Raw genomic sequence first — 18898 nt, 5'->3', positions numbered from 1 at the left:
TTTTGCTTAGTTTTTAATATTTTGTAAATGGATTATTATGGCGTAAGTCAGTTTTTTGGAAACTGGTTTTCTCAAACTTTTTTGGCCACTGAATTCGAGGGTTTTATTGAATAATTCACGTTATGCGCTAGATGATAAACAAGTTAATGACATTAGCTTAAAAGATTTAGCGAAACGTTCTCGCTATGGTGGGGTCTTCTATCTACTTGCATTTTGGTCTGCTGTTTTTAGTTCAGCAACGGCGCGGGAGCATCTAGACATTATTGGCCTTTTTTCCGGCGGTTTTATCCTTCTCCAAATCTATCGTTTGGCCTTATTTTTCAAAGTGTTTTCTTCACACGATATAGATTACCCTTCGTACTTCTCTCGTTATGCTTTCATCTACAATTCTTCAGCTATTGTGTGGGTCAGTGGTTCTGCTTGGCTTTTTTATATTAATCCTATTGTCGACTTGGCAGTAACCATTAACATGATGGCGGCGGCAGGCATCAGTATTGGTGGCATTACTGTATTAGCGCCTTCCTATAAAATAATGCGCACATATTGGCTGTTAATCTGTTTGCCTTTTGCATTGGCTGCAGGTGTGTTTCTTGATGAGCCGGGTAATCTGATTGTTGTTGGCTTAATTCTGGGTTATGGCCTGTTTATTTTGATGACGGGAAAGCAGCAAAATCGCGCTTATTGGCAGGCTCTTAATGACAATTTAAAGCTGTCAGAACAGGCCGAGGAGCTAGAAAAAGCGAAAATTGCTGCCGAGTTAGCGGGACAGGCCAAAGCCGACTTTTTATCTTCGATGACCCATGAAATACGAACGCCAATGAATGGCGTGCTTGGTATGGCGCAATTGTTGGCGATGGGAGACCTTAACGAAAAGCAGCAGCAGCAAGTGACAGTAATCAATAATGCAGGCCGAACCTTGATGCATATAATTAATAATATTCTAGATTACTCTAAAATTAATGCCGAGCAATTAGAGTTGGAAAAAGTTGCATTTAGCCCGCGTAATGTTGTTGATGAGGTAATGTTGCTGCTTTCACCTCAGTTTGAGCAAAAGCCAATAGTACTAACGTGTGCTATAGAAGATATCCCTGAGATAGTGCATGGAGACTCTTTCCGGCTTCATCAAATCCTTTATAACCTTGTTGGTAATGCCTTTAAATTTACCGATGACGGGGCTATTTCTATTGAGGTTACTAGTAAGCAAAGTGACGATGACAAGAATGTGATTTTGTCTTTTGCTATTAGGGACACAGGCATTGGTATATCGTCTGAAGAGCAACAGCAAATTTTTGAGCAATTTTATCAGGTTAACCATTTTAATCCTAATATTCGAGGCACAGGATTGGGGTTGAGTATTACCCAGCGTTTAGTTGAGCTTATGGGTGGGACTATTTCTGTAGAGAGTGAAGAGGGTGTGGGAAGTACGTTTACCATCGCCATTCCTTTTGCTCTGACTGTCCCGTCGGTTTTTAAGGAGTCACTAGAGTCTGGGAGTACATTAACAAAACCTGATCTCCCAACTAACTTGCATGTTCTGTTGGCTGAAGATAATAAAGTAAATCAAATGATCTGCGAGCAGTTCTTCTTTAAATTGGGATGTTCGGTGGATTTAGTAGAAACGGGCGTTATGGCGTTGGAGAGGTTTAATGGATCTCAACATTATGATGTTATTTTCATGGACTGTAACATGCCGGAAATGGACGGCTTTTCAACCACTGTTGCTATTAGGCAGATTGAAAAAAGCAAAGGTCTAAATCAAACTCCGGTTATCGCTCTGACTGCCCATGTGGAAGAAGATATTAAGCGACAATGCCTTGATTCTGGTATGAATGCTTTTATCAGTAAACCTTTCTTGTTTGAAGACCTGGAGTTCATAGTAAACAAAGTTCGAGCTGGTATGCGCAATGAGATTACATTAAAAGAGGTTAGCAAAAAGAGTTAGGTTACTTTTCATTGGCTGATTTCTTTGCATCGGTTAATCCGTGAGGTCAAGCATTTCAAGTTAAGCCTAAGCCATTGAAACTCAATGCTTGGGCTTTTTTATGTCTGTTCATTAAATCGTCACAGCGAAACGCTAATCTTTGTGAGAATCATAGAAGTACGACAAGTACTCTCACATAAAAGGGCGAAAAAATGACAAGTAAAATTTGGTTAGCAAGTTTGGTCTCAGTTGGTGTTTTATCGGGTTGTACGACGAACTCCGCTACGACATCGACAACCGGTTTTGTTGATAGTTTTCCATCAGAAGGTAGTGAACTGCCTTACTCTGTATTGCGTAATGATTTGATCGATGGAAAAACTAATCGACCATTCGAAATTCGTAATGGTGGTTTTGGGTCGGCTATGGTAGCGAACCCAAATCAAGCTAACCAGTTTTATGCGTTGACAGATCGTGGTCCAAATGCAAATTATAATGGCGGTTACGGTAAGGGGAAAAGCTTTCCTGTTGCTTCTTACACGCCTCGTATTGGTCTTTTCGAAGTCGATGCAGGTGGCAAAGTCACTATGGTTAAAAGTATTTTGCTTAAACGTCCAAATGGCAGTTTGATTTCTGGTTTACCAAATACCTCTGCGTTAGGTGGAACAGGTGAAACTCCCTATCATGCCGATGGTAGCCCTGTGTTGATGGATGATAGTAAGCCGCATGATAAGACAACCAATCCTATTAAGCTGGATGATTACGGTTTAGATGGTGAGGGTTTAGTCGCACTTAAAGATGGTACGTTTTGGGTGAGCGATGAGTATGGTCCGCACATTGTTCACTTCGATAGCAACGGTGTGGAGATTGGCCGCATTAATGCGTTTAAAGACGACAGTCGTAACGTCTATCATCTGCCTGCTGTTTTTGCGCACCGTCGAGCCAACCGAGGCATGGAAGGGCTAGCCATTACGCCAGACGAAACGACCTTAGTTGGCATCATGCAATCGACTTTGCAGAACCCAGATAAAGCGGCACAAAAAAGTGATTTAACGCGTATTGTCACAGTGAATTTAACCACGGGTAAAACTGAGCAGTATTTGTATCGCCAAGAGAACAATGAAAACTCGAATTCTGATATATCGGCTTTAACGACGAATAAGTTCTTGGTTATTGAGCGAGATGGCGCCTTTTTACTAGGCGGCCCTGGTGGTGACTCTAAAGCCAAGCCGAATGCCCAAAAGCATGTTTACCGTATTGATTTAACAACAGGCACGCCGCTTTCATCGATTAGTCTGTCAGACTCTGTTAAGCGTGATGATAGTCACGGTTTAATGATCGAAGGTTTAACGCTAGAGCAGTTCGCGATGAAAAATGGCTGGGATGCTTTGTCAGATAGAGGGGTCAAGCCTGTGAATAAAGCTTTGGTGGTTGATATGGTGAAAGCAACTTCTTATCCACACGATAAAATGGAAGGCTTGTGGGTGATTGATGATCATCATCTTGGTGTATTAAACGATGATGATTTTGCTACCTGGTCGACTAAAGGAAAATTAGAGCAAAAATTATTGGATAATACGACAGTGGATTCTAATAAACTTTATATTATTAAAGCTGATTTGATGGGAAATTGATTCCTCCACAGAATGACTTTTTAAAAAAAGAAATGCCGCAGTGCATTTCTTTTTTTATTTTATGAGATGATTATTCTTGTAAGGGCTTCTTTAAATTGAAAAGCAAACCTATTCCTGCAGGCCATGCTCCTACCGAGAGAGTTAAGTTGATTGACCTTTAAATTAACATTTTTCATAGGCGATGAATTCCGTTTTGAAATTATTTAGTCCCACTATTTTTGGGTTTTTATTAGTGACTATACATATTGGCAAAAAAATTGCTTTGATAGCGGTCTTAAGATTTTACAGGACATTAAAATGGAAGTGTTTCTTTCAAAGAACCAGTCTTTGATAAAACGTTTTATTAGAGGCATTGATAAGTACGATCAGACATTGCATTCATTAAGTTCGTGGTGGGGGAAAATATCTCTAATAGGGAAGATTAATAGTTTAGAAGTTGCATCGACCATTTTGGAAGATATGGACCATACGTTGGATCAGTTCCACCACCTTCAGAAACGCTTAATTGAAAGTCTAACGAATGAACAGGCTCGAAAGGTGGTGACTCAGGACCTAGCCCGTTGTCAGATGGCTATCGATGTATTAATACGTAATTTGTTTGAACGAACAGCTGATATCGGATTCTTATCAGCCGATTATGATGTTGTCCAATTTCTAAAAAATAATCATATAAAAGAAGAAGATAAAGATTTTTTGAGGCTCAGACTACAAGCCTATGTCGATATATATTCTGTCTATCAGGACGTGTTATTGATTGCACCCGATGGGGATCTGGTTTTTCAGCTTAGTCAGCCTGCTCGCAATGAAAACGTGCAAGATGCCTTCATTCAACAAGCGCTGGCTAAGCCAGATCAATACGTCGAGTATTTTGGCTGTACTAGCTTGTTAGAGGGAACACAGCCGAACCTCTTGTATGCCAATGCAGTTGTAGATGAAGGGAAAGTGGTTGGTGTTATTGTATTATGTTTTCGCTTTGATAATGAGCTAGAGGAAATTACTAATCGCCTTTTATTTGAACAGGAAGAAAACCATTTCTTGCTCTTAAATGGCGCAGGGGATGTTCTGTTCGCCCCACAATATTATAAGCAAGCGTTTCCAGAGAATCTAACAATCAGCTTGTCACCTAAAATGGTGTCTTTAAATAACAAAAAAATGGTGCAAGTTACTGCCAAAGGACAAGCTTACCAAGGCTATTCTGGACCTACAGATTGGAATGTAGGGTCTTTATTAGCACTTGAAACAATAGGGCAAGAGACTATTGATGAACATAGCTTCGCTTCTTTTACGCACTTAACGGGTATTATTTCTGCTGATTTATTTGATATTCGGCATCAATCCATATCAATCAATGATGACCTAGAGCTGATTGTATTAAATGGCATCATCACGGCTGCGCGTAAGGAAGCGGTTGAATTTATGCCTGTGTTAGAAGCGATTAAAAAAATAGGACGGGATATTGATAATGTATTTGCCGATTCGATTAAATCTTTATTCTCCACAATAGTCTCTGGTCAATTAAATTCGATGCGTTTACAGGCAAGTTTGGCTGTCGATATCATGGACCGTAATTTGTATGAGCGTGCGAATGATTGTCGCTGGTGGGGCTTGAGCAGCCAATTGCAGTTAGCTTTGTCGAGTACAAAAATTGATACTGCGAGTATTCGTGAAACGCTTGCCAAGATTCATTCTCTTTATACGGTTTACCACACTTTATATGTCTATGATCAGAATGGACATTATGTGGCTTTTTCTGATGAAAGCTACCAGGACAAAGTTGGTCTGCCTATAGAGGAAAGCTCTTGTGGGCAGGCTGTGTTTAAGTTGCAAGATATCTATGCCTATAGCGTATCCGCTTTTACAACATTTGACTGCTATGGCGGAGAGCACACTTATATTTATAATGCAGCAATACGAGACTCACAAGATAGTCGTCAGACCATTGGTGGAATTGGGGTTGTTTTCGATTCCAAGCATGAGTTTAGGGCCATTCTTCAAGATATTTTGCCTCGTGAAAATGGTAAAGTGAAAGCGGGGGCTAAGGCATTGTTCACCACGGATACAGGTTTTGTTGTATCCAGTTCATCGGATGATCATCCGGTTGGCTCTGTATTTTGGGTTGATATTGATCGTACGGAATTGCAACAAAATGGCTCGACAGCTTCTATTATTAAATTAGCTGATAAGGCTTATCTTGTTGGTGCTGCAAAGTCAGAAGGTTATCGAGAATACAAACGTCAGGATGGGTATGAGAATAGTATAGTTTCTTGGGTGCTTGTTCCTTGTTAGTGTAAAAAATATTAAGCTGATGCTGTGGAAGATATGATAATTTAATGGTTTCATTGTGTTTTAAAAACATGACATTAACCCTAAGAAACATTGTATGAATTTAGAGTCGTTATTTTCTATTGATCCTTATCGTTGGAGCTCGATAGCTACCGCTATTTTTTGCGGTGTCATTGTTGGTTTAGAGCGTCAATTAAGGGGAAAGCCTGTAGGAATTAGAACCTCGGCGCTAATTGTATTGGGCACTTATGTGTTTATTGCCTCGTCGATGTTTATTGCTGCTGAGACGACAGATCCTTCTCGAATTATTGGGCAGGTGATTACTGGAATTGGTTTTCTTGGGGCTGGTGTTATGTTGTCTAAAGATGGTGCCGTTATTGGTGTGACCTCTGCTGCAACGATTTGGACACTTGCTGCAATTGGGGTATGCATTGCGATTATTGGCTCTTATGTGGCGATTAAATTGTCTTTTGTTGTTGTCGCTATTTTATATGGTGTAGATATTCTTGAAGGCTATTCGTCGAATTTTACTCGCGGAGTACATTCTAAATACAGTCGCTGGCGTAAACGAGACGTGAATAGAGAGGACTAGATGGTTTCAGGTTATCGAGTGAGTAGTGATAGTAATGAAATGGATGTTGACGTCATTTATAGTTACATATCGAGCTCTTATTGGGCAGCGGGCATACCTAAAGAAACGCTTAAAAAAGCGCTAGAAAACTCGCTGTGCTTTGGGGTGTTTTCGTCTGATGGGAAGCAAGTTGGCTTTGCTAGAATGATTACGGACCAAGCCACTTTTGCGTATTTGGCGGATGTTTTTATTGATGAAGAGCACCGAGGACAGGGGCTGTCAAAGTGGTTGATGCAGCGTGTTCATGAGCATCCATCACTACAGGGATTGCGAAGGATTTTATTGGCTACTCGAGACGCGCATAGTTTATATCAGCAGTTTGGTTATACCGCATTGGGTTCACCTGAGACTTTTATGCAAAAATGGCAGCCTGATGTCTACAAAGGGTAGTTTATTCAGACAGCTCGACACAGTTTCTTCCTCTGTCTTTCCCTCTGTAAAGTGCCTTATCGGCACGTTTAATCATATTAAGTGCGTTATCATTTTGTTTGTGTCGTTCTGCAAGGCCAAGCGTAATGGTTAATGGAAGACTAAAGTCGCTGAACTTGTCTTGAGCTATGATGTTTCTCAAATTGTCCGCTATTTTGGCGGCCTCATTTTGTGAGGTGTTCGGTAAAAGGATAATAAATTCTTCACCGCCAAATCGGGCGATTGTGTCTGTTTTTCTTATATTATTTGATAATACTGTTCCGACTTCTATTAAACAGATATCACCAATGTCATGCCCATACATATCATTTACTTTTTTGAATAAATCAATATCAATCAGTATTAAGCTTAGCGGTGTAGAAGACATTTCTGCAGTTTCTAGTGCAAGGCTAAAGTTACGGTTTAAGCCTCGTCGATTAAGTAAGCCTGTTAGAGGATCATGGATATTCTCGTCTTTTAGCTGATCAGTAAATTCAGTGTGTTTTTTTAAGAAAAATAGGCCGAACACACCGCTGAATACAATGGATATTGTTAGCCAAAAACCGCGAGCGATGGATTTTTCGTTTGAGTGTATTTCTCCTGTTAAGTCTGGAATTAGGCCATTGAAAATAGTGGTAATAATCACGCTTATGGATAAAAAAGCGGTGACAAGTAATGATTCTCGGAAACCACCAATCAGGGCTGCAAATATGGGATACAGGGGTAAAGCGAAAGCAACATGGCTGTTAACACCACCTGATAGATAAAAGGTTGGTGTAATTAGCACTATGGCTAGCAATAGAGAAAGTGTTATTTCCTGCTTTGTCGCAAGGTTCAGGCGAACGATAATATAAAAAATGGTAACCAGTGTTAGGTTGATTAAATCCAGCACAGTAAATATGGCTGGCAATGTCACAAAAAAGGGTCGAAAAAACACAGATGCAATTATGGCTGCAATGGTTAGTTTGATAACTTTAAGCGTTAAGTTATGAGTGAGTGCGTTTGGGGTATTGTTGCTGTTTTGCATGCCGCTACGAGAAGTGCCTTTTTAATTTTATATGAGAATGAGAGACTCTGGGTTGTATTAAGCGGTGCTCTAACGATCTCTTGAGTTCTGACATAGTACTTAGCTTAAAGGCTTTTTACGATATTTTTTCTGTGTACTATTGTTCGACTTTATTTATTGTAGAAGAAAAAAGATAAAATCGCGCAAGTACTGTTGAATTAGGCTTACACACGTAATTAAAACAGAATTCTATGTTAGATTTGTTTGAAATATTATGATGTTTAAGGATGTAGGATGAAGGTAAAACACGGATTTAGTGCAGTGGTGATGTTTGTTAGCTGCTTCACGGCACTCCCAGCCATGGCAGCGACTTTTGAAGTGCCCAGATCTTTTGAAATTATGTATGTTGACTTAGAAAGTTCTCGGCAGTTTGGCAACGACTTCAAAGTCAATGTAGATGAAGGGCCGCATCAAATCGTTGTTCGATTTAATAAAATACTACGTAGTGGCGGGGATACTCAAACTTTCCAGTCTGAGCCAATTGTGTTGGATTTACAGTTTCAAAGTGATACATACCTTAGCTTGAAAGCACCTTATATATCTACGGTTAGTCAAGCTGAAGACAATGTAAAAGAGCCTCAGTTCTCAATTGTTGATGAGGTAAGTGGCCAAGAAATCGACTACAAGCAGCAAATGCTCACTAAGAAGTCTGGGTTACAAAATACCCGTGATTTTGTCACAGAAGTTGAGCGTTTGACGGCAAAAAAATCAATTAATGCGAATGCCTCATCAGCTGGTCCTGATGTTGCGCCTGTTAGAATGTCTGATGATGTCGAGCTGCAAATGATGCAGTTTTGGTATAACCAATCAGACAAGGTGACTCGTAAGAATATTCGAGTTTGGATTGCGGATGATTTGTACAAACCAGAGGTCTCTAGCATTCAGTTTGAGATGTCGACATTTTGGTTTAATAAAGCTGACAAACAATCACAGCAAGCTTTTCAGCAGTGGTTGATTAAAGAGTAGCGCTCTATGAACGAACAAAAAAACGGCCAGCGTGGTTGATTACCGCGTTGTCCGTTTTTTGTTTGAAAATTGTATTATTTTAAAAGGCGGTTTGCGTCTTGTTCTGTTTTTGGTTGAATTTATCATTTACCCAAAGTGCCAGTAATATAATCCCGCCACCAATGCTTAAACGTAGAATATCTGCATCACGGTTCCAGAAAAGCACATTGACCAGTATGCCTGCAGGAATCAGTAGGTTATTCGCTACCGCCAATGTGCCTATATTGACTAAGGTCGCACCCTTGTTCCAAGCAAAGTAGCCAAGGCCCGAAGCAACAATTCCCAAGTAAGTCAAAATAGACCACTGAAGTGTTGTAGTAGGCAGCTTATCTGGGTTGCCAAGCGCAAGATAACAAGGGATGACGACAGCAAGAGCTCCTAGGAAGAACCAGCCAAATACAGTACGTTGAGGTAAGTCTGGGCGCTCTTTTGCAATGACTCGCTTGTAACCTACTTGCCCTGCAGCAAAACAAAGATTCGCACATTGTACAATCAAGAGTCCCTTCACGAAGCCTTCATCTATGCCTTGGTAGCGAATAGCAACAGCACCCAGAATGGCAAGCAATGCACTGATAGCAAAACCAATATTGATACGGCGATCTAACATGTCATTAATGAGCGTGACATAAAGAGGGGTCATAACGGTAAAAAGTAATACTTCTGGAACAGACAGGTACAAAAATGACTGATAGTAAAAGCCATACATGATGCCGAGCTGAAGTGCACCACAGATCATTAATTTGAAAGCTATTTTTGCTTCTATCTGGCGTAGTTTTAGAAAAGGTAGAAACACAACTGTCGCTAGTGCGACTCGCATTAATACAGAAAACCAAGCATCAACCTGACCAGCAAGGTAGACCCCAATTAAGCTAAAGGAAAACGCCCAAAGTAGCGTGACGGCAATAAGTATTGGCATATTATTCTTTATCCAGGTTAAATTTTTTGCAAATCTTACCGATTAATTGCACTGTGGTAAATCAGTTTACTTTTATATTTTTGCTGGTTTACTAGTGTTTCAATATCAACTTTTTGAAGTTGGCCTCTTTTTCTGCATATTTTAGTAAAAAGTGATTCTATTTTGGCAGTTCGCTTTTTGTTGACCTAATGGGTGTGTTCCCCTGGTTGTATCTTTCGGGCGAGCAAAACCTTGATCTAGATTAAAAAGTCGATTTTAGATCCTGTTACTTTTTTGTCACAGACATGTTGTTTGACCAAAAAAGGAATCGATTATGAAAGCTTTACTCCCTGTTGCTCTATTTTCTGTACTTTGTTCATCTGCTGCATTGGCTCATGATGCTGGTGATATCTTTGTGCGTGGCGGTCTAGCGGTTGTCATGCCAAACGAAAGCAGTGATGACGTTGCTAGTTCTGGTGAATTGGAACTGGATAATGATACTCAAATCGGGGTAACGCTTACCTATATGCTGACTGAGCAGTTTGGAGTTGAACTTTTGGCAGCCACCCCATTTACTCATAAAGTATCTACTGGCGGTTTAGGAGAGGTTGCTGAGGTTTCACATTTACCGCCTTCTATCATGGCACAATATTATTTTGGCCAAGCCAACAGCCAAATTCGCCCTTATGTTGGTGCCGGTTTGAATTACACTATTTTCTTTGATGAAGAAGGTAAGGGCGATTTGGCCAATACGGATGTTGACCTTGATAGCTCATTGGGTTTGGCTGCTCAAGTGGGTGTAGACGTGAAACTATCTGAACGTTGGTTCGCCAATGCGTCTCTTTGGTACATGGATATTAACACCGATGTTCATACATCAGTCGGCACTTTCAATGCGGACATTGACCCTATTACCTTTATGGCAAGTGTTGGCTACACCTTCTAATTCTTTAGCAGTTTAAAAAAGGGTCTTAATTCGAAATTAAGACCCTTTTTTGTTATTGCGCCCAAGGAGCTGGCTCCTGGTTTTGAAATGTCATTTGTTTTGATTTATGCGTTTGGTATAGGCTTACGGGTCTTTATGAAGAAACATTTCTAGGAAAATATAGTGTTGTTAACTTTTCTAATTGAGTTTGAACAGAAGAGCCGTGTTTTTTTGCAAACGCAAGAAGAAGCGGATGTTGCTCATGATATAAGCCATATTCTGCGAGTTGTAAAAACGGCGAAGCAGCTTGCTGAAGCAGAGAAGGCTGACTTAGCGGTGGTTGTGCCTGCGGCTTGGCTTCATGACTGTGTGTCGTTACCTAAAAACCACCCTAACAGACACTTGGCTTCGAGGATGGCTGCCGACAAGGCGATAGAGTTTCTTGTTTCAATCAATTATCCAAGCGAGTACTACAAAGCGATTCATCACGCGATTTGTTCCCATAGTTTTAGTGCCAATATTTCGACTGACACATTGGAAGCCAAAATAGTACAAGATGCGGACCGCTTGGATGCGTTAGGGGCGGTTGGTATTGCTCGCTGTATGCAGGTTAGTGGGGCGCTAAATCGAACTCTCTATTCTTTTTATGATCCGTTTTGCGAACAGCGTGAGCCAAATGATGCGTTATATTCCATTGATCATTTTTATAACAAACTGTTTCATATTGTAGATCGTTTGAATACGCCTTCAGCTCAACTGGAAGGACGAAGACGAGAGCGTGTTATGCGGACTTTCTTAGAGCAATTGGCCTATGAAATCTAGCAAGCGGTGGCTGGTGGCTTACTAAAAAATTAGGAGAGAACCGCTGTGGATTTGATTTGAGCAATGACGGATTTTCCTTGTACTAGTGAAAGGCGGTGGACCGATAAGGCCGTTAATTTGGCTAATATTGGGGTTTTGTCGCCTACCAATAATCGGACGATCATTGTATTTGGGTCTTTAGGATCATTTTCCATGTCGTCAATAATAGCGTTCAGGCGGTTTAAGATGCTTGAGTCATTTTCTTTGCTTAGGGACAAGCTGACATCTTTCGATTGAATTCTTAATCGCACGGTATCATTGAGCTTTTCATTGCCTTGCTTAAAAGCAATGGTCTGGTTATCGAAGCTGAGCCATGAAAGTCCCCATTTCGCTTCTTGTTTTGCTACTGTGCCGGAAATAACTACGCTGGCATCTTGGTATCGTGAAAATGAGGTGCCAAGTTTACCAAGCAAGGTATGAATTTCCCCTTCCTCTAAGACTCGCCCTTTATCTAATACCACCATATGGTCGGCTAACCTGATCACTTCATCTAGAGCGGCTAGGGGTTCATCCATAAGTAATAATTTTGGCTGAATAAGCAGTGCTCTGGCAATGGCGACTCGCTGACGCTCGCCACCCGATAATTGTGCCGGATATTGGGGCAAAATAGATTCGATATTCATTAGCTGAGTGATTTCATTATAAGAAATAACTGATTGATCTTTATCAGCACGTTTCATTGCAAAGCGCAGGTTACCTTCAGCTGTTAAATGCTCAAATAGGTTTGCATCTTGGAAGACAAAGCCTATGGGTCGTTTATGGGGGGGAGAGATGTTTGAGGAGTTTGCCACACAGTATTTTCTAGGCGAATATGGCTGTTATTACTTGCCTCCAAACCTGCTATATGACGCAATACCGTGGTTTTTCCTGAACCTGATGATCCAAATAATGCCGTAACACCAGTACTTGGGAGATGGAGGTTAATATCTAAAGAGAAGTTTGAGTGCCTGATTGATGGCTTAACAATTTGTATGTGCAATGATTTGTCATCGTCTAAAAGAGTCACAATACCACCCCAGAAACCGCTTTGCTTTTTTGATGTTTCTGCACACCGTATAAAAAGGCGAGTACAACAAATGCAAAAGCTACCATCAGCAGAGACAAAGTATGAGCTTGTCCGTATTCTAGAGCTTCAACATGGTCATATATCTGTATAGAAATAACTCTTGTTTCATTTGAGATGTTTCCGCCTATCATAAGAACCACACCTAATTCGCCCACCGTATGGGCAAATCCAAGAATAGCGGCACTGATATAACCAGGTCTTGCTAATGGAATAGCCACATGGAAGAAACGGTTTAAGGGCGAAGATCGTAAGGTGGCCGCTGCTTCTAAAGGCCCTTTTCCAATGGTTATAAAAGCATTTTGAATAGGCTGTACAACAAAAGGAAGTGAGTAAAGCATGGAAGCAATGACTAAGCCTGCAAAGCTAAAAGGTAACGGTGATAGCCCTATGTTATTGATTACAGAGCCCACAGCCCCTTGAGGGCTTAACAGAAGCAGTAAATAGAAACCAAGTACTGTCGGAGGTAATACTAGTGGCATTCTCATAGTCTTTCGCTAACTGCTGTATTGGCGAAATAAAATTAGAGGCTACAGCAAGGTGAAGTCCGTCTGTTGCGAATAATTTGGCCGAGAGTAGAAAGCATAAAGCCATAGTTAACAAGACGCTAAATTTGCTTAGTAAAAATAGCGTTTTGTTAACTAAAAATGCCTTATGAGCCATGTTTTTCCATTCTGTAATTTAATAAAAGAAGCTTTATGCAAAGAGTAGATAGCAGTTGCCTTGCTCAATGCCTACGGTGGCTTTTTTTAAGTGGCTGCCTTGGCAGGGTCCAGTTATGCATACCCCATCGATAGGAGAGAAAAGAGCACCGTGGTGGTGGCACTTCAAATAATCTCCATCGTCATCTAAGGTTGGATTAGAAGACCAAGTTAACTGTTTTTTCTGGTGAGGGCAAAGGTTCTCATAGGCTAAAATTTGACCTTTTTGCTTAGTCACCAAAAAGTTGTACTCTGCTACTTTTATGTTCAGCGCTTTGCCTTCAGGAAGGTTTTGCGCGTCAGGAATAAGATGCTTATTAAACACGTGATTACCGCACTTTTTATAATGGATTGCTTATTTAAGAGAATTGGCGCATTTCATGTTTATGCGAACTAGAATGATAGAGTTATCCATTTCAATCTAGTGCTGTTTTCTTTCAATTCTACGGCCGTTTAAGTGATTAAATATCAAGGAAATGTCAGTAAATTAAACATTCCGTGAGGAACGACTCTAAAGTGCTATGGCAAGTGAGTCAATATGCAATAATTTAGCTAGTTGTATTTTGATCGTTGCTTGCGTTTGGTAAGCTCCTTATACTTGCCGCTATGGCTAAAAAAACTCCGGCAAAACCCTCTCGTAAGTCTTCGTCTCAAACGAAAAAAATCCCTCGATCTTCTTTTTTGAAGAGGATGTTTCGTTTTCTTTTTAAGTGGGGCTTCATCCTTTCATTAGTAGCTAGTATCCCATTTTCCGCTTGGGTATGGTGGTTAAATGGACAAGTTGTTGAACGCTTTGAAGGCCAAAAATGGCAGGTGCCTTCTGAGGTGTATAGTGCTCCTATTATTTTATCGAGTGGCGCGCCTTGGAAAAAACAAGATCTCGAGAGCTTGCTGGAGGAAACGGGTTATCGTTTTGGCCGAAACAGTCAAAAGGTAGGCTGGGCAGCTCGTAGCCAAACGAAAGTAAGCGCGCATCTTCGCTCTTATGTCGATCATCTTGGTTTCCATGAAAGTGAAAGGCGCATCTTTTCATTTGAAAATGGTCGTTTGGTTATCCAAGCATTGAATGGTGATGAAATCAGTGAGGCAAGAATAGAGCCTCAACGAATCGGCTATTTATATGGTGGTAATACTGAAAGCCGTCAAATATTAACTTACAACGAAATACCTAAACCCCTTATTGATATCCTCGTGGCCGTTGAGGATCAGGAGTTTTATCATCACTGGGGGATTTCTTTAACAGGGATTGCGCGAGCTGTTGTTGTTAATTTTACCCAAGGCTCTAGGCGTCAGGGTGGCTCTACACTGACTCAGCAGTTGGTTAAAAACATGTATTTGAGTTCTGAGCGAACTTACACACGCAAATTAACCGAAGTTGTGATGAGTTTGTTGCTTGAATATCATTATTCAAAAGAAGCTATCATCACGGCGTATATGAATGAAGTCTATCTCGCACAGCTTGGTAGTAGCGCATTACATGGCTTTGCCGCTGCTAGCCAGCACTTCTTCGGCCGCCCTTTGAACGAGCTTAATATAGATGAGTTCGCACTCTTAGTTGGCATGGTAAAAGGTCCATCTTTATACAACCCTGAACGCTCGCCAAATAGAGCAAAAGCTCGACGGAATACTGTATTGGCAGTGTTGAAAGAACAAGGGCGCTTATCTGATAAAGATTACAATAGTCTAATAAAACAGCCCATTCGGCTTGCAAGTAAGCAGAAAGAGCGCTCGGTATATGGTGACTACCTAGATCTTGTTGCTATGCAGCTTTCGCGAGATTTTGATGAAGCGACTTTAGCAACAAAAAATCTACGCATTTATACTGGGGTTGATATTAGAGCTCAGCGTGCTGCAAGTGCGGCTATGCAGCGTCAAGTAGCCGCACTGGGAAGACGTGATGCGAAATTAAAGGGCCTACAAGGTGCGATGGTGGTTACCGACCGAATAACGGGGCAGGTGCGAGCTATCGTTGGTTCGAGTGACCAATATTACACAGGATTTAACCGAGCGTTAGGAGCCGTAAGACCTATTGGGTCATTAGTAAAACCACCGCTTTATATGTCTGCTTTGGCGACAGGGCGCTATACATGGTGGTCAAAAATTGAAGATAAGCGACTTCGGTTCAAAGTAGGTGGTCAGATCTGGGAGCCTGAAAACTATGATCGAAAGACTCATGGCGTGGTGCATCTTTATGAGGCGATGGCGAAATCCTATAATTTGGCGACAGTCTCATTGGCAGAGCAAATAGGCTTCGATAGAGTAGGGGATACGTTAAGACAATTAGGGGTTAAGCGCTCATTTACCATGCACCCCGCCATGGCGTTGGGTGCATTAGAGTTGTCTCCGTTTGAAGTGTCGCGTTTGTATCAGCCGATTGCGTCTCAGGGAAAAAGTAGTGAGCTTGGGGTTGTGCTAGCTGTTATGGATCAGAATGATCGATTAATGAAGCGTTTTGATCAGCAAAATGATGTGCCTTTTACTGATGCTCTGCTTGCTGTGACTTTGGATGGAATGACAAAAACACCTAAGATAGGTACTGCACGAGCTGCGCAAGCTGCGTTTCCAGACTTGAATTTTGCAGCTAAAACCGGAACAACAAATCAACAAAAAGACAGTTGGTTTGTTGGGATTACTGGAGATTATTCTTCAACTGTATGGTTAGGTGACGATAATAACGTGCCGCTCAGTATAACTGGAAGCAGCGGCGCTCAGAAAGTTTGGATAGACTTTACTAAAAACGTCAATCCTAGATCATTACCTACTAGTTTGCCCAATGGTGCGGCTCGTTATGATGTGCTGAATGAGGAGTTTGAAATAGCAGCCAGCCGTTGTAGCGATAAAACCTCACTGGCTTTTATTTTGGGAACTGAACCCAAAGACAGTAGCTCATGTTTTTGGCCTTTTTAAGTCAATTACGATTAGTAAAAGTAAGCGCCTTTTAAATAGTTAGGTTTTATATTATCCCTTAGGTTGTTGAAATTAAACAGATTGCTGTTTTTTTTCATCGAATCGTGATTATATTTACCGACGATACTATTTTTTAGCGCAAGAGTTCAGTTAAGTGGCATGTACTTATGTGTTTTTTCACTGTAACGTGGTCACCATAGTTGTAGGATACAAAGCGTCACTTGTAGTTTGAATTCGTCACTTGTAGTTTGAATTTTATTTGTTAAAGGGAGTGGCGTGATATGCGACTACTTACACACCTAGTTTGCTGTTTATTAATAGCGACTTTTTTTAAGAGTGCTATCGTTTTAGGTGAAGAAACTCTTCCTTTATCATCATGTACTCAGCTTACTGCATCAGGTAACTCAGAATACCCTCCTTTCTTGTGGCAAGAAAAACCAAACGCAAAAACTCTAGAAGGTGTTAACCGCCTTATTATTGATGAGTTAAGTCGACGTATAAATATTCCCATTAAGTTAGTCCATGTCGGCCCTTGGTCGCGAGCACAAACCGAAGTGAAAAATGGTCGTGTCGATTTAATGGCGGGCGCGTTTTATACCACTGAGCGAGCGGATTATATGGACTATTTTACCCCTGTAATGCTCCATACAACGAGCGTTGTATGGCAACGTAAAGACAAGCGCTTTGCTTTTAATAAGAAAGAAGATTTGATTGGTAAATGGGGGGTGACAGTTATAAATAATAGTTTTGGTCAAGAGTTTGATCAATTTGCTCAGCGCAAGCTAAATATTTTGTCTGTTGCTAGTTTATCTCAAGCTTTGCGAATGCTTGCTGCCGATCGTGTTGATTATGTTTTGTATGAGAGAAGCCCTGCTCTTGCTTACTCTGTGGTTTTGGGGTTGTCTGACACTATTTTTCCTCAACAGCCTTTTATAAGTAGTGAAGGTTTGTACCTTACTATGTCTAAAAAGTCGCCATGTAATGAAGATAGCCTGAAGTATCGTATTGCTGTTGCCTTGCAAGAAATGAGGCAAGAAGGTTTTACTGAGCAGGCATTAATTGATGGCGAAAAATTATGGAAGGAAAGTCTTCATGCTGGGTTATCTCTTGAATAAAAGCTAACTCGCTTTGTGAGTATCGACTTATTATTCGGTCAGTAGTGCTTTATATAGCGCTTCCCATTGGTGCGTAACTGCCTCCCAGCTGTAGTCATAGCCCATCGCATTCGTTTGTAATGCTTGCCAGTGTTCTTTATCGTGATGAAAACAAGCCATGCAACGTTCCATAGCTGCCTCTAAAGCCTTAGTGCTTGCTTCCTCAAAGACAAAGCCATTTGGCTTCTCTCCTTGCTCAAACACGCTGTCAGCTAATCCACCTGTCTGCCTTACGATTGGCAATGTTCCGTATTTTAAGGCGTAAAGTTGTGTTAAACCACATGGTTCAAATCGAGAAGGTATGAGTAAAGCATCAATCCCTGCCTGGATGCGATGAGAGTAGTCTTCAAAATATCCAATACGAACTGACACTTGTTCTGGGTAGTTATCTTGTAGTGCTAAATAGCCTGCTTCTAGGTACTTATCCCCAGAACCTAACACAACAAGTCGTGCGCCTTTATCTAATAATTTCGGCATGATTTCTAAAATAAGGTCTAGCCCTTTTTGCTCCGTTAATCGGCTAATCACACCGAAAATAGGCTGGTTGAGGTCTTCTGAAAGATTGTTCTCTTGCAGCAAGGCGAGCTTGTTTGTCTGCTTTTGTTCTAAGTTATCTGTGTTGTATTGTTTAGAAATGAGAGAGTCGATTTCTGGTGACCATTGCTCATAGTCTACGCCATTCAATATACCGACTAGCTTTTCGGGCATTGCTCTTAGTGTGCCATCAAGTCCATCACCGTATTCAGGAGTAAGGATTTCTTGTGCATAGGTTGGGCTAACCGTGGTGATAGCGTCTGCATAAACAAGGCCTGCTTTTAATCCAGAGAAGCGCCCATAAAACTCCATGCCATGCATGCTGAGCAATTCTGTTGATAGAAGCGTCTCAGAGAATTGATTCATATCAAAACTCCCGTTGTAGCGTAAATTATGTACTGTCGTCACAACCGGAAGATGTTTTACTTTCCAGCTTTCAAGATAGGCTGCTGCAAACCCAGTCTGCCAGTCATTCAAATGTAGGATATCTGCCTGCCAGTCAATCAGGCTTCCATGTAAGGCGAGTGTCGCTGTGGCCCATGATAAGGCGGCAAAGCGGATATGGTTGTCTTTGAAATCTATTCCATTTTTGTCAACGTAAGGGCCATCTGCACGCTCGTATAGAGCTTGGCATTGAAGCAAGTAAATTGGAGTGCCGTTTTCGGGAATATGGGTCTCTAGTAAAAGTAAATCCCCGGCTCCAAATGGATTTCCTAGGTTGATACTCTGTTGAATTGGCGCTACCTTTTCAAGTATGCCTTGGTATGCAGGCATGATAAGTTTGACATCAAGGCCTTTTTTTCGGAGGGCAACTGGAAGAGCACCTGCGACATCGGCCAATCCACCAGTTTTAATGAGAGGGTAAATTTCGGAAGCGGCAAAGAGTATTTTCATTGTTAGGCGTCTTATTGAT

At 41.1% G+C, this 18898-nt stretch carries 17 protein-coding genes; 10 read left to right on the top strand and 7 right to left on the bottom strand.

What is annotated here, in order from left to right; translation table 11 throughout:
• Positions 1 to 106: 106 nt before the first annotated feature.
• The 5 genes from JSY38_RS04870 to JSY38_RS04850 all read left to right on the top strand — a co-directional run bounded on the left by JSY38_RS04870 (position 107) and on the right by JSY38_RS04850 (position 6856).
• On the top strand, positions 107 to 1942 hold the full coding sequence (locus JSY38_RS04870; protein ID WP_205115573.1) for an ATP-binding protein: 1836 nt from the start codon (positions 107 to 109) through the stop codon (positions 1940 to 1942).
• A gap of 191 nt (positions 1943 to 2133) precedes the next feature.
• Positions 2134 to 3552: an esterase-like activity of phytase family protein gene (locus tag JSY38_RS04865; protein WP_205115571.1), complete on the top strand. Its 1419-nt coding sequence runs from the start codon at positions 2134 to 2136 to the stop codon at positions 3550 to 3552.
• Positions 3553 to 3849: 297 nt separating this feature from the next.
• The gene (locus tag JSY38_RS04860) at positions 3850 to 5838 is read left to right on the top strand and encodes a cache domain-containing protein (RefSeq protein WP_205115569.1); all 1989 of its coding nucleotides are present in this window, start codon (positions 3850 to 3852) and stop codon (positions 5836 to 5838) included.
• A 94-nt stretch (positions 5839 to 5932) separates the two neighbouring features.
• Positions 5933 to 6427 (top strand): MgtC/SapB family protein, encoded by a 495-nt coding sequence (locus JSY38_RS04855; RefSeq protein ID WP_114410720.1) that lies wholly within the window; start codon positions 5933 to 5935, stop codon positions 6425 to 6427.
• Positions 6428 to 6856: a GNAT family N-acetyltransferase gene (locus JSY38_RS04850; protein WP_114410721.1), complete on the top strand. Its 429-nt coding sequence runs from the start codon at positions 6428 to 6430 to the stop codon at positions 6854 to 6856.
• A gap of 1 nt (position 6857) precedes the next feature.
• On the opposite strand, the gene JSY38_RS04845 is transcribed toward JSY38_RS04850, so the two are convergent.
• Complete coding sequence (locus JSY38_RS04845) at positions 6858 to 7901, bottom strand: GGDEF domain-containing protein (protein ID WP_205115568.1); 1044 nt, start codon at positions 7899 to 7901, stop codon at positions 6858 to 6860.
• 273 nt (positions 7902 to 8174) lie between these two features.
• On the opposite strand from JSY38_RS04845, the gene JSY38_RS04840 reads away from it, so the two are divergent.
• Positions 8175 to 8906: a YccT family protein gene (locus JSY38_RS04840; RefSeq protein ID WP_205115566.1), complete on the top strand. Its 732-nt coding sequence runs from the start codon at positions 8175 to 8177 to the stop codon at positions 8904 to 8906.
• A 79-nt stretch (positions 8907 to 8985) separates the two neighbouring features.
• Here JSY38_RS04840 and JSY38_RS04835 read toward each other — a convergent pair whose 3' ends face one another.
• On the bottom strand, positions 8986 to 9861 hold the full coding sequence (locus JSY38_RS04835; RefSeq protein WP_205115565.1) for a carboxylate/amino acid/amine transporter: 876 nt from the start codon (positions 9859 to 9861) through the stop codon (positions 8986 to 8988).
• A gap of 313 nt (positions 9862 to 10174) precedes the next feature.
• Here JSY38_RS04835 and JSY38_RS04830 point away from each other — a divergent pair, with 313 nt between their 5' ends.
• Together JSY38_RS04830 and JSY38_RS04825 are read left to right on the top strand one after the other, a co-directional pair.
• Positions 10175 to 10786, top strand: coding sequence for an OmpW family outer membrane protein (locus tag JSY38_RS04830; protein ID WP_114410725.1), 612 nt, complete (start codon positions 10175 to 10177; stop codon positions 10784 to 10786).
• 162 nt (positions 10787 to 10948) lie between these two features.
• Positions 10949 to 11587, top strand: coding sequence for an HD domain-containing protein (locus JSY38_RS04825; protein ID WP_205115564.1), 639 nt, complete (start codon positions 10949 to 10951; stop codon positions 11585 to 11587).
• A gap of 29 nt (positions 11588 to 11616) precedes the next feature.
• On the opposite strand, the gene JSY38_RS04820 is transcribed toward JSY38_RS04825, so the two are convergent.
• From JSY38_RS04820 to JSY38_RS04805, 4 genes are all read right to left on the bottom strand, one after another.
• On the bottom strand, positions 11617 to 12417 hold the full coding sequence (locus JSY38_RS04820) for a molybdenum ABC transporter ATP-binding protein (RefSeq protein ID WP_205115562.1): 801 nt from the start codon (positions 12415 to 12417) through the stop codon (positions 11617 to 11619).
• Positions 12372 to 12632: an ATP-binding cassette domain-containing protein gene (locus tag JSY38_RS18630; protein WP_181858484.1), complete on the bottom strand. Its 261-nt coding sequence runs from the start codon at positions 12630 to 12632 to the stop codon at positions 12372 to 12374. The genes JSY38_RS04820 and JSY38_RS18630 overlap by 46 nt, the downstream gene beginning before the upstream one ends.
• Positions 12629 to 13171 carry a molybdate ABC transporter permease subunit gene (gene modB / locus JSY38_RS04810; protein ID WP_338041466.1) on the bottom strand — a complete coding sequence of 181 codons (543 nt, stop codon included), beginning with the start codon at positions 13169 to 13171 and terminating at the stop codon, positions 12629 to 12631. The genes JSY38_RS18630 and modB overlap by 4 nt, the downstream gene beginning before the upstream one ends.
• Positions 13172 to 13385: 214 nt before the next feature.
• The gene (locus JSY38_RS04805) at positions 13386 to 13715 is read right to left on the bottom strand and encodes a Rieske (2Fe-2S) protein (RefSeq protein WP_205115543.1); all 330 of its coding nucleotides are present in this window, start codon (positions 13713 to 13715) and stop codon (positions 13386 to 13388) included.
• A 365-nt stretch (positions 13716 to 14080) separates the two neighbouring features.
• Between JSY38_RS04805 and JSY38_RS04800 the strand changes: the two genes are divergently transcribed.
• Both JSY38_RS04800 and JSY38_RS04795 read left to right on the top strand, forming a co-directional pair.
• Entirely contained in the window at positions 14081 to 16297 is a 2217-nt protein-coding gene (locus JSY38_RS04800) for a transglycosylase domain-containing protein (RefSeq protein ID WP_239544344.1), read from the top strand.
• A gap of 281 nt (positions 16298 to 16578) precedes the next feature.
• On the top strand, positions 16579 to 17412 hold the full coding sequence (locus JSY38_RS04795; RefSeq protein ID WP_205115534.1) for a substrate-binding periplasmic protein: 834 nt from the start codon (positions 16579 to 16581) through the stop codon (positions 17410 to 17412).
• A 30-nt stretch (positions 17413 to 17442) separates the two neighbouring features.
• Here the strand turns inward: JSY38_RS04795 and glgA are convergent, their stop codons facing one another.
• Positions 17443 to 18879 (bottom strand): glycogen synthase GlgA, encoded by a 1437-nt coding sequence (gene glgA, locus JSY38_RS04790; RefSeq protein WP_205115533.1) that lies wholly within the window; start codon positions 18877 to 18879, stop codon positions 17443 to 17445.
• Positions 18880 to 18898: the final 19 nt, after the last annotated feature.

The organism is Marinomonas foliarum (genome assembly GCF_016906065.1).
In the GTDB taxonomy this organism is placed as follows: domain Bacteria; phylum Pseudomonadota; class Gammaproteobacteria; order Pseudomonadales; family Marinomonadaceae; genus Marinomonas; species Marinomonas foliarum.
This window is presented reverse-complemented; position numbering and strand designations above follow the sequence as displayed.

What these genes read in the sequence shown, in the direction of transcription:
- JSY38_RS04835 (WP_205115565.1), bottom strand. Translation starts at nt 9,861, where the DNA reads ATGCCAATACTTATTGCCGTCACGCTACTTTGGGCGTTTTCCTTTAGC.
- JSY38_RS04840 (WP_205115566.1), top strand. Translation starts at nt 8,175, where the DNA reads ATGAAGGTAAAACACGGATTTAGTGCAGTGGTGATGTTTGTTAGCTGC.
- JSY38_RS04860 (WP_205115569.1), top strand. Translation starts at nt 3,850, where the DNA reads ATGGAAGTGTTTCTTTCAAAGAACCAGTCTTTGATAAAACGTTTTATT.
- JSY38_RS04830 (WP_114410725.1), top strand. Translation starts at nt 10,175, where the DNA reads ATGAAAGCTTTACTCCCTGTTGCTCTATTTTCTGTACTTTGTTCATCT.
- JSY38_RS04845 (WP_205115568.1), bottom strand. Translation starts at nt 7,901, where the DNA reads ATGCAAAACAGCAACAATACCCCAAACGCACTCACTCATAACTTAACG.
- JSY38_RS04855 (WP_114410720.1), top strand. Translation starts at nt 5,933, where the DNA reads ATGAATTTAGAGTCGTTATTTTCTATTGATCCTTATCGTTGGAGCTCG.
- JSY38_RS04850 (WP_114410721.1), top strand. Translation starts at nt 6,428, where the DNA reads ATGGTTTCAGGTTATCGAGTGAGTAGTGATAGTAATGAAATGGATGTT.
- JSY38_RS04800 (WP_239544344.1), top strand. Translation starts at nt 14,081, where the DNA reads ATGTTTCGTTTTCTTTTTAAGTGGGGCTTCATCCTTTCATTAGTAGCT.
- modB (WP_338041466.1), bottom strand. Translation starts at nt 13,171, where the DNA reads ATGCCACTAGTATTACCTCCGACAGTACTTGGTTTCTATTTACTGCTT.
- JSY38_RS04865 (WP_205115571.1), top strand. Translation starts at nt 2,134, where the DNA reads ATGACAAGTAAAATTTGGTTAGCAAGTTTGGTCTCAGTTGGTGTTTTA.
- glgA (WP_205115533.1), bottom strand. Translation starts at nt 18,879, where the DNA reads ATGAAAATACTCTTTGCCGCTTCCGAAATTTACCCTCTCATTAAAACT.
- JSY38_RS04795 (WP_205115534.1), top strand. Translation starts at nt 16,579, where the DNA reads ATGCGACTACTTACACACCTAGTTTGCTGTTTATTAATAGCGACTTTT.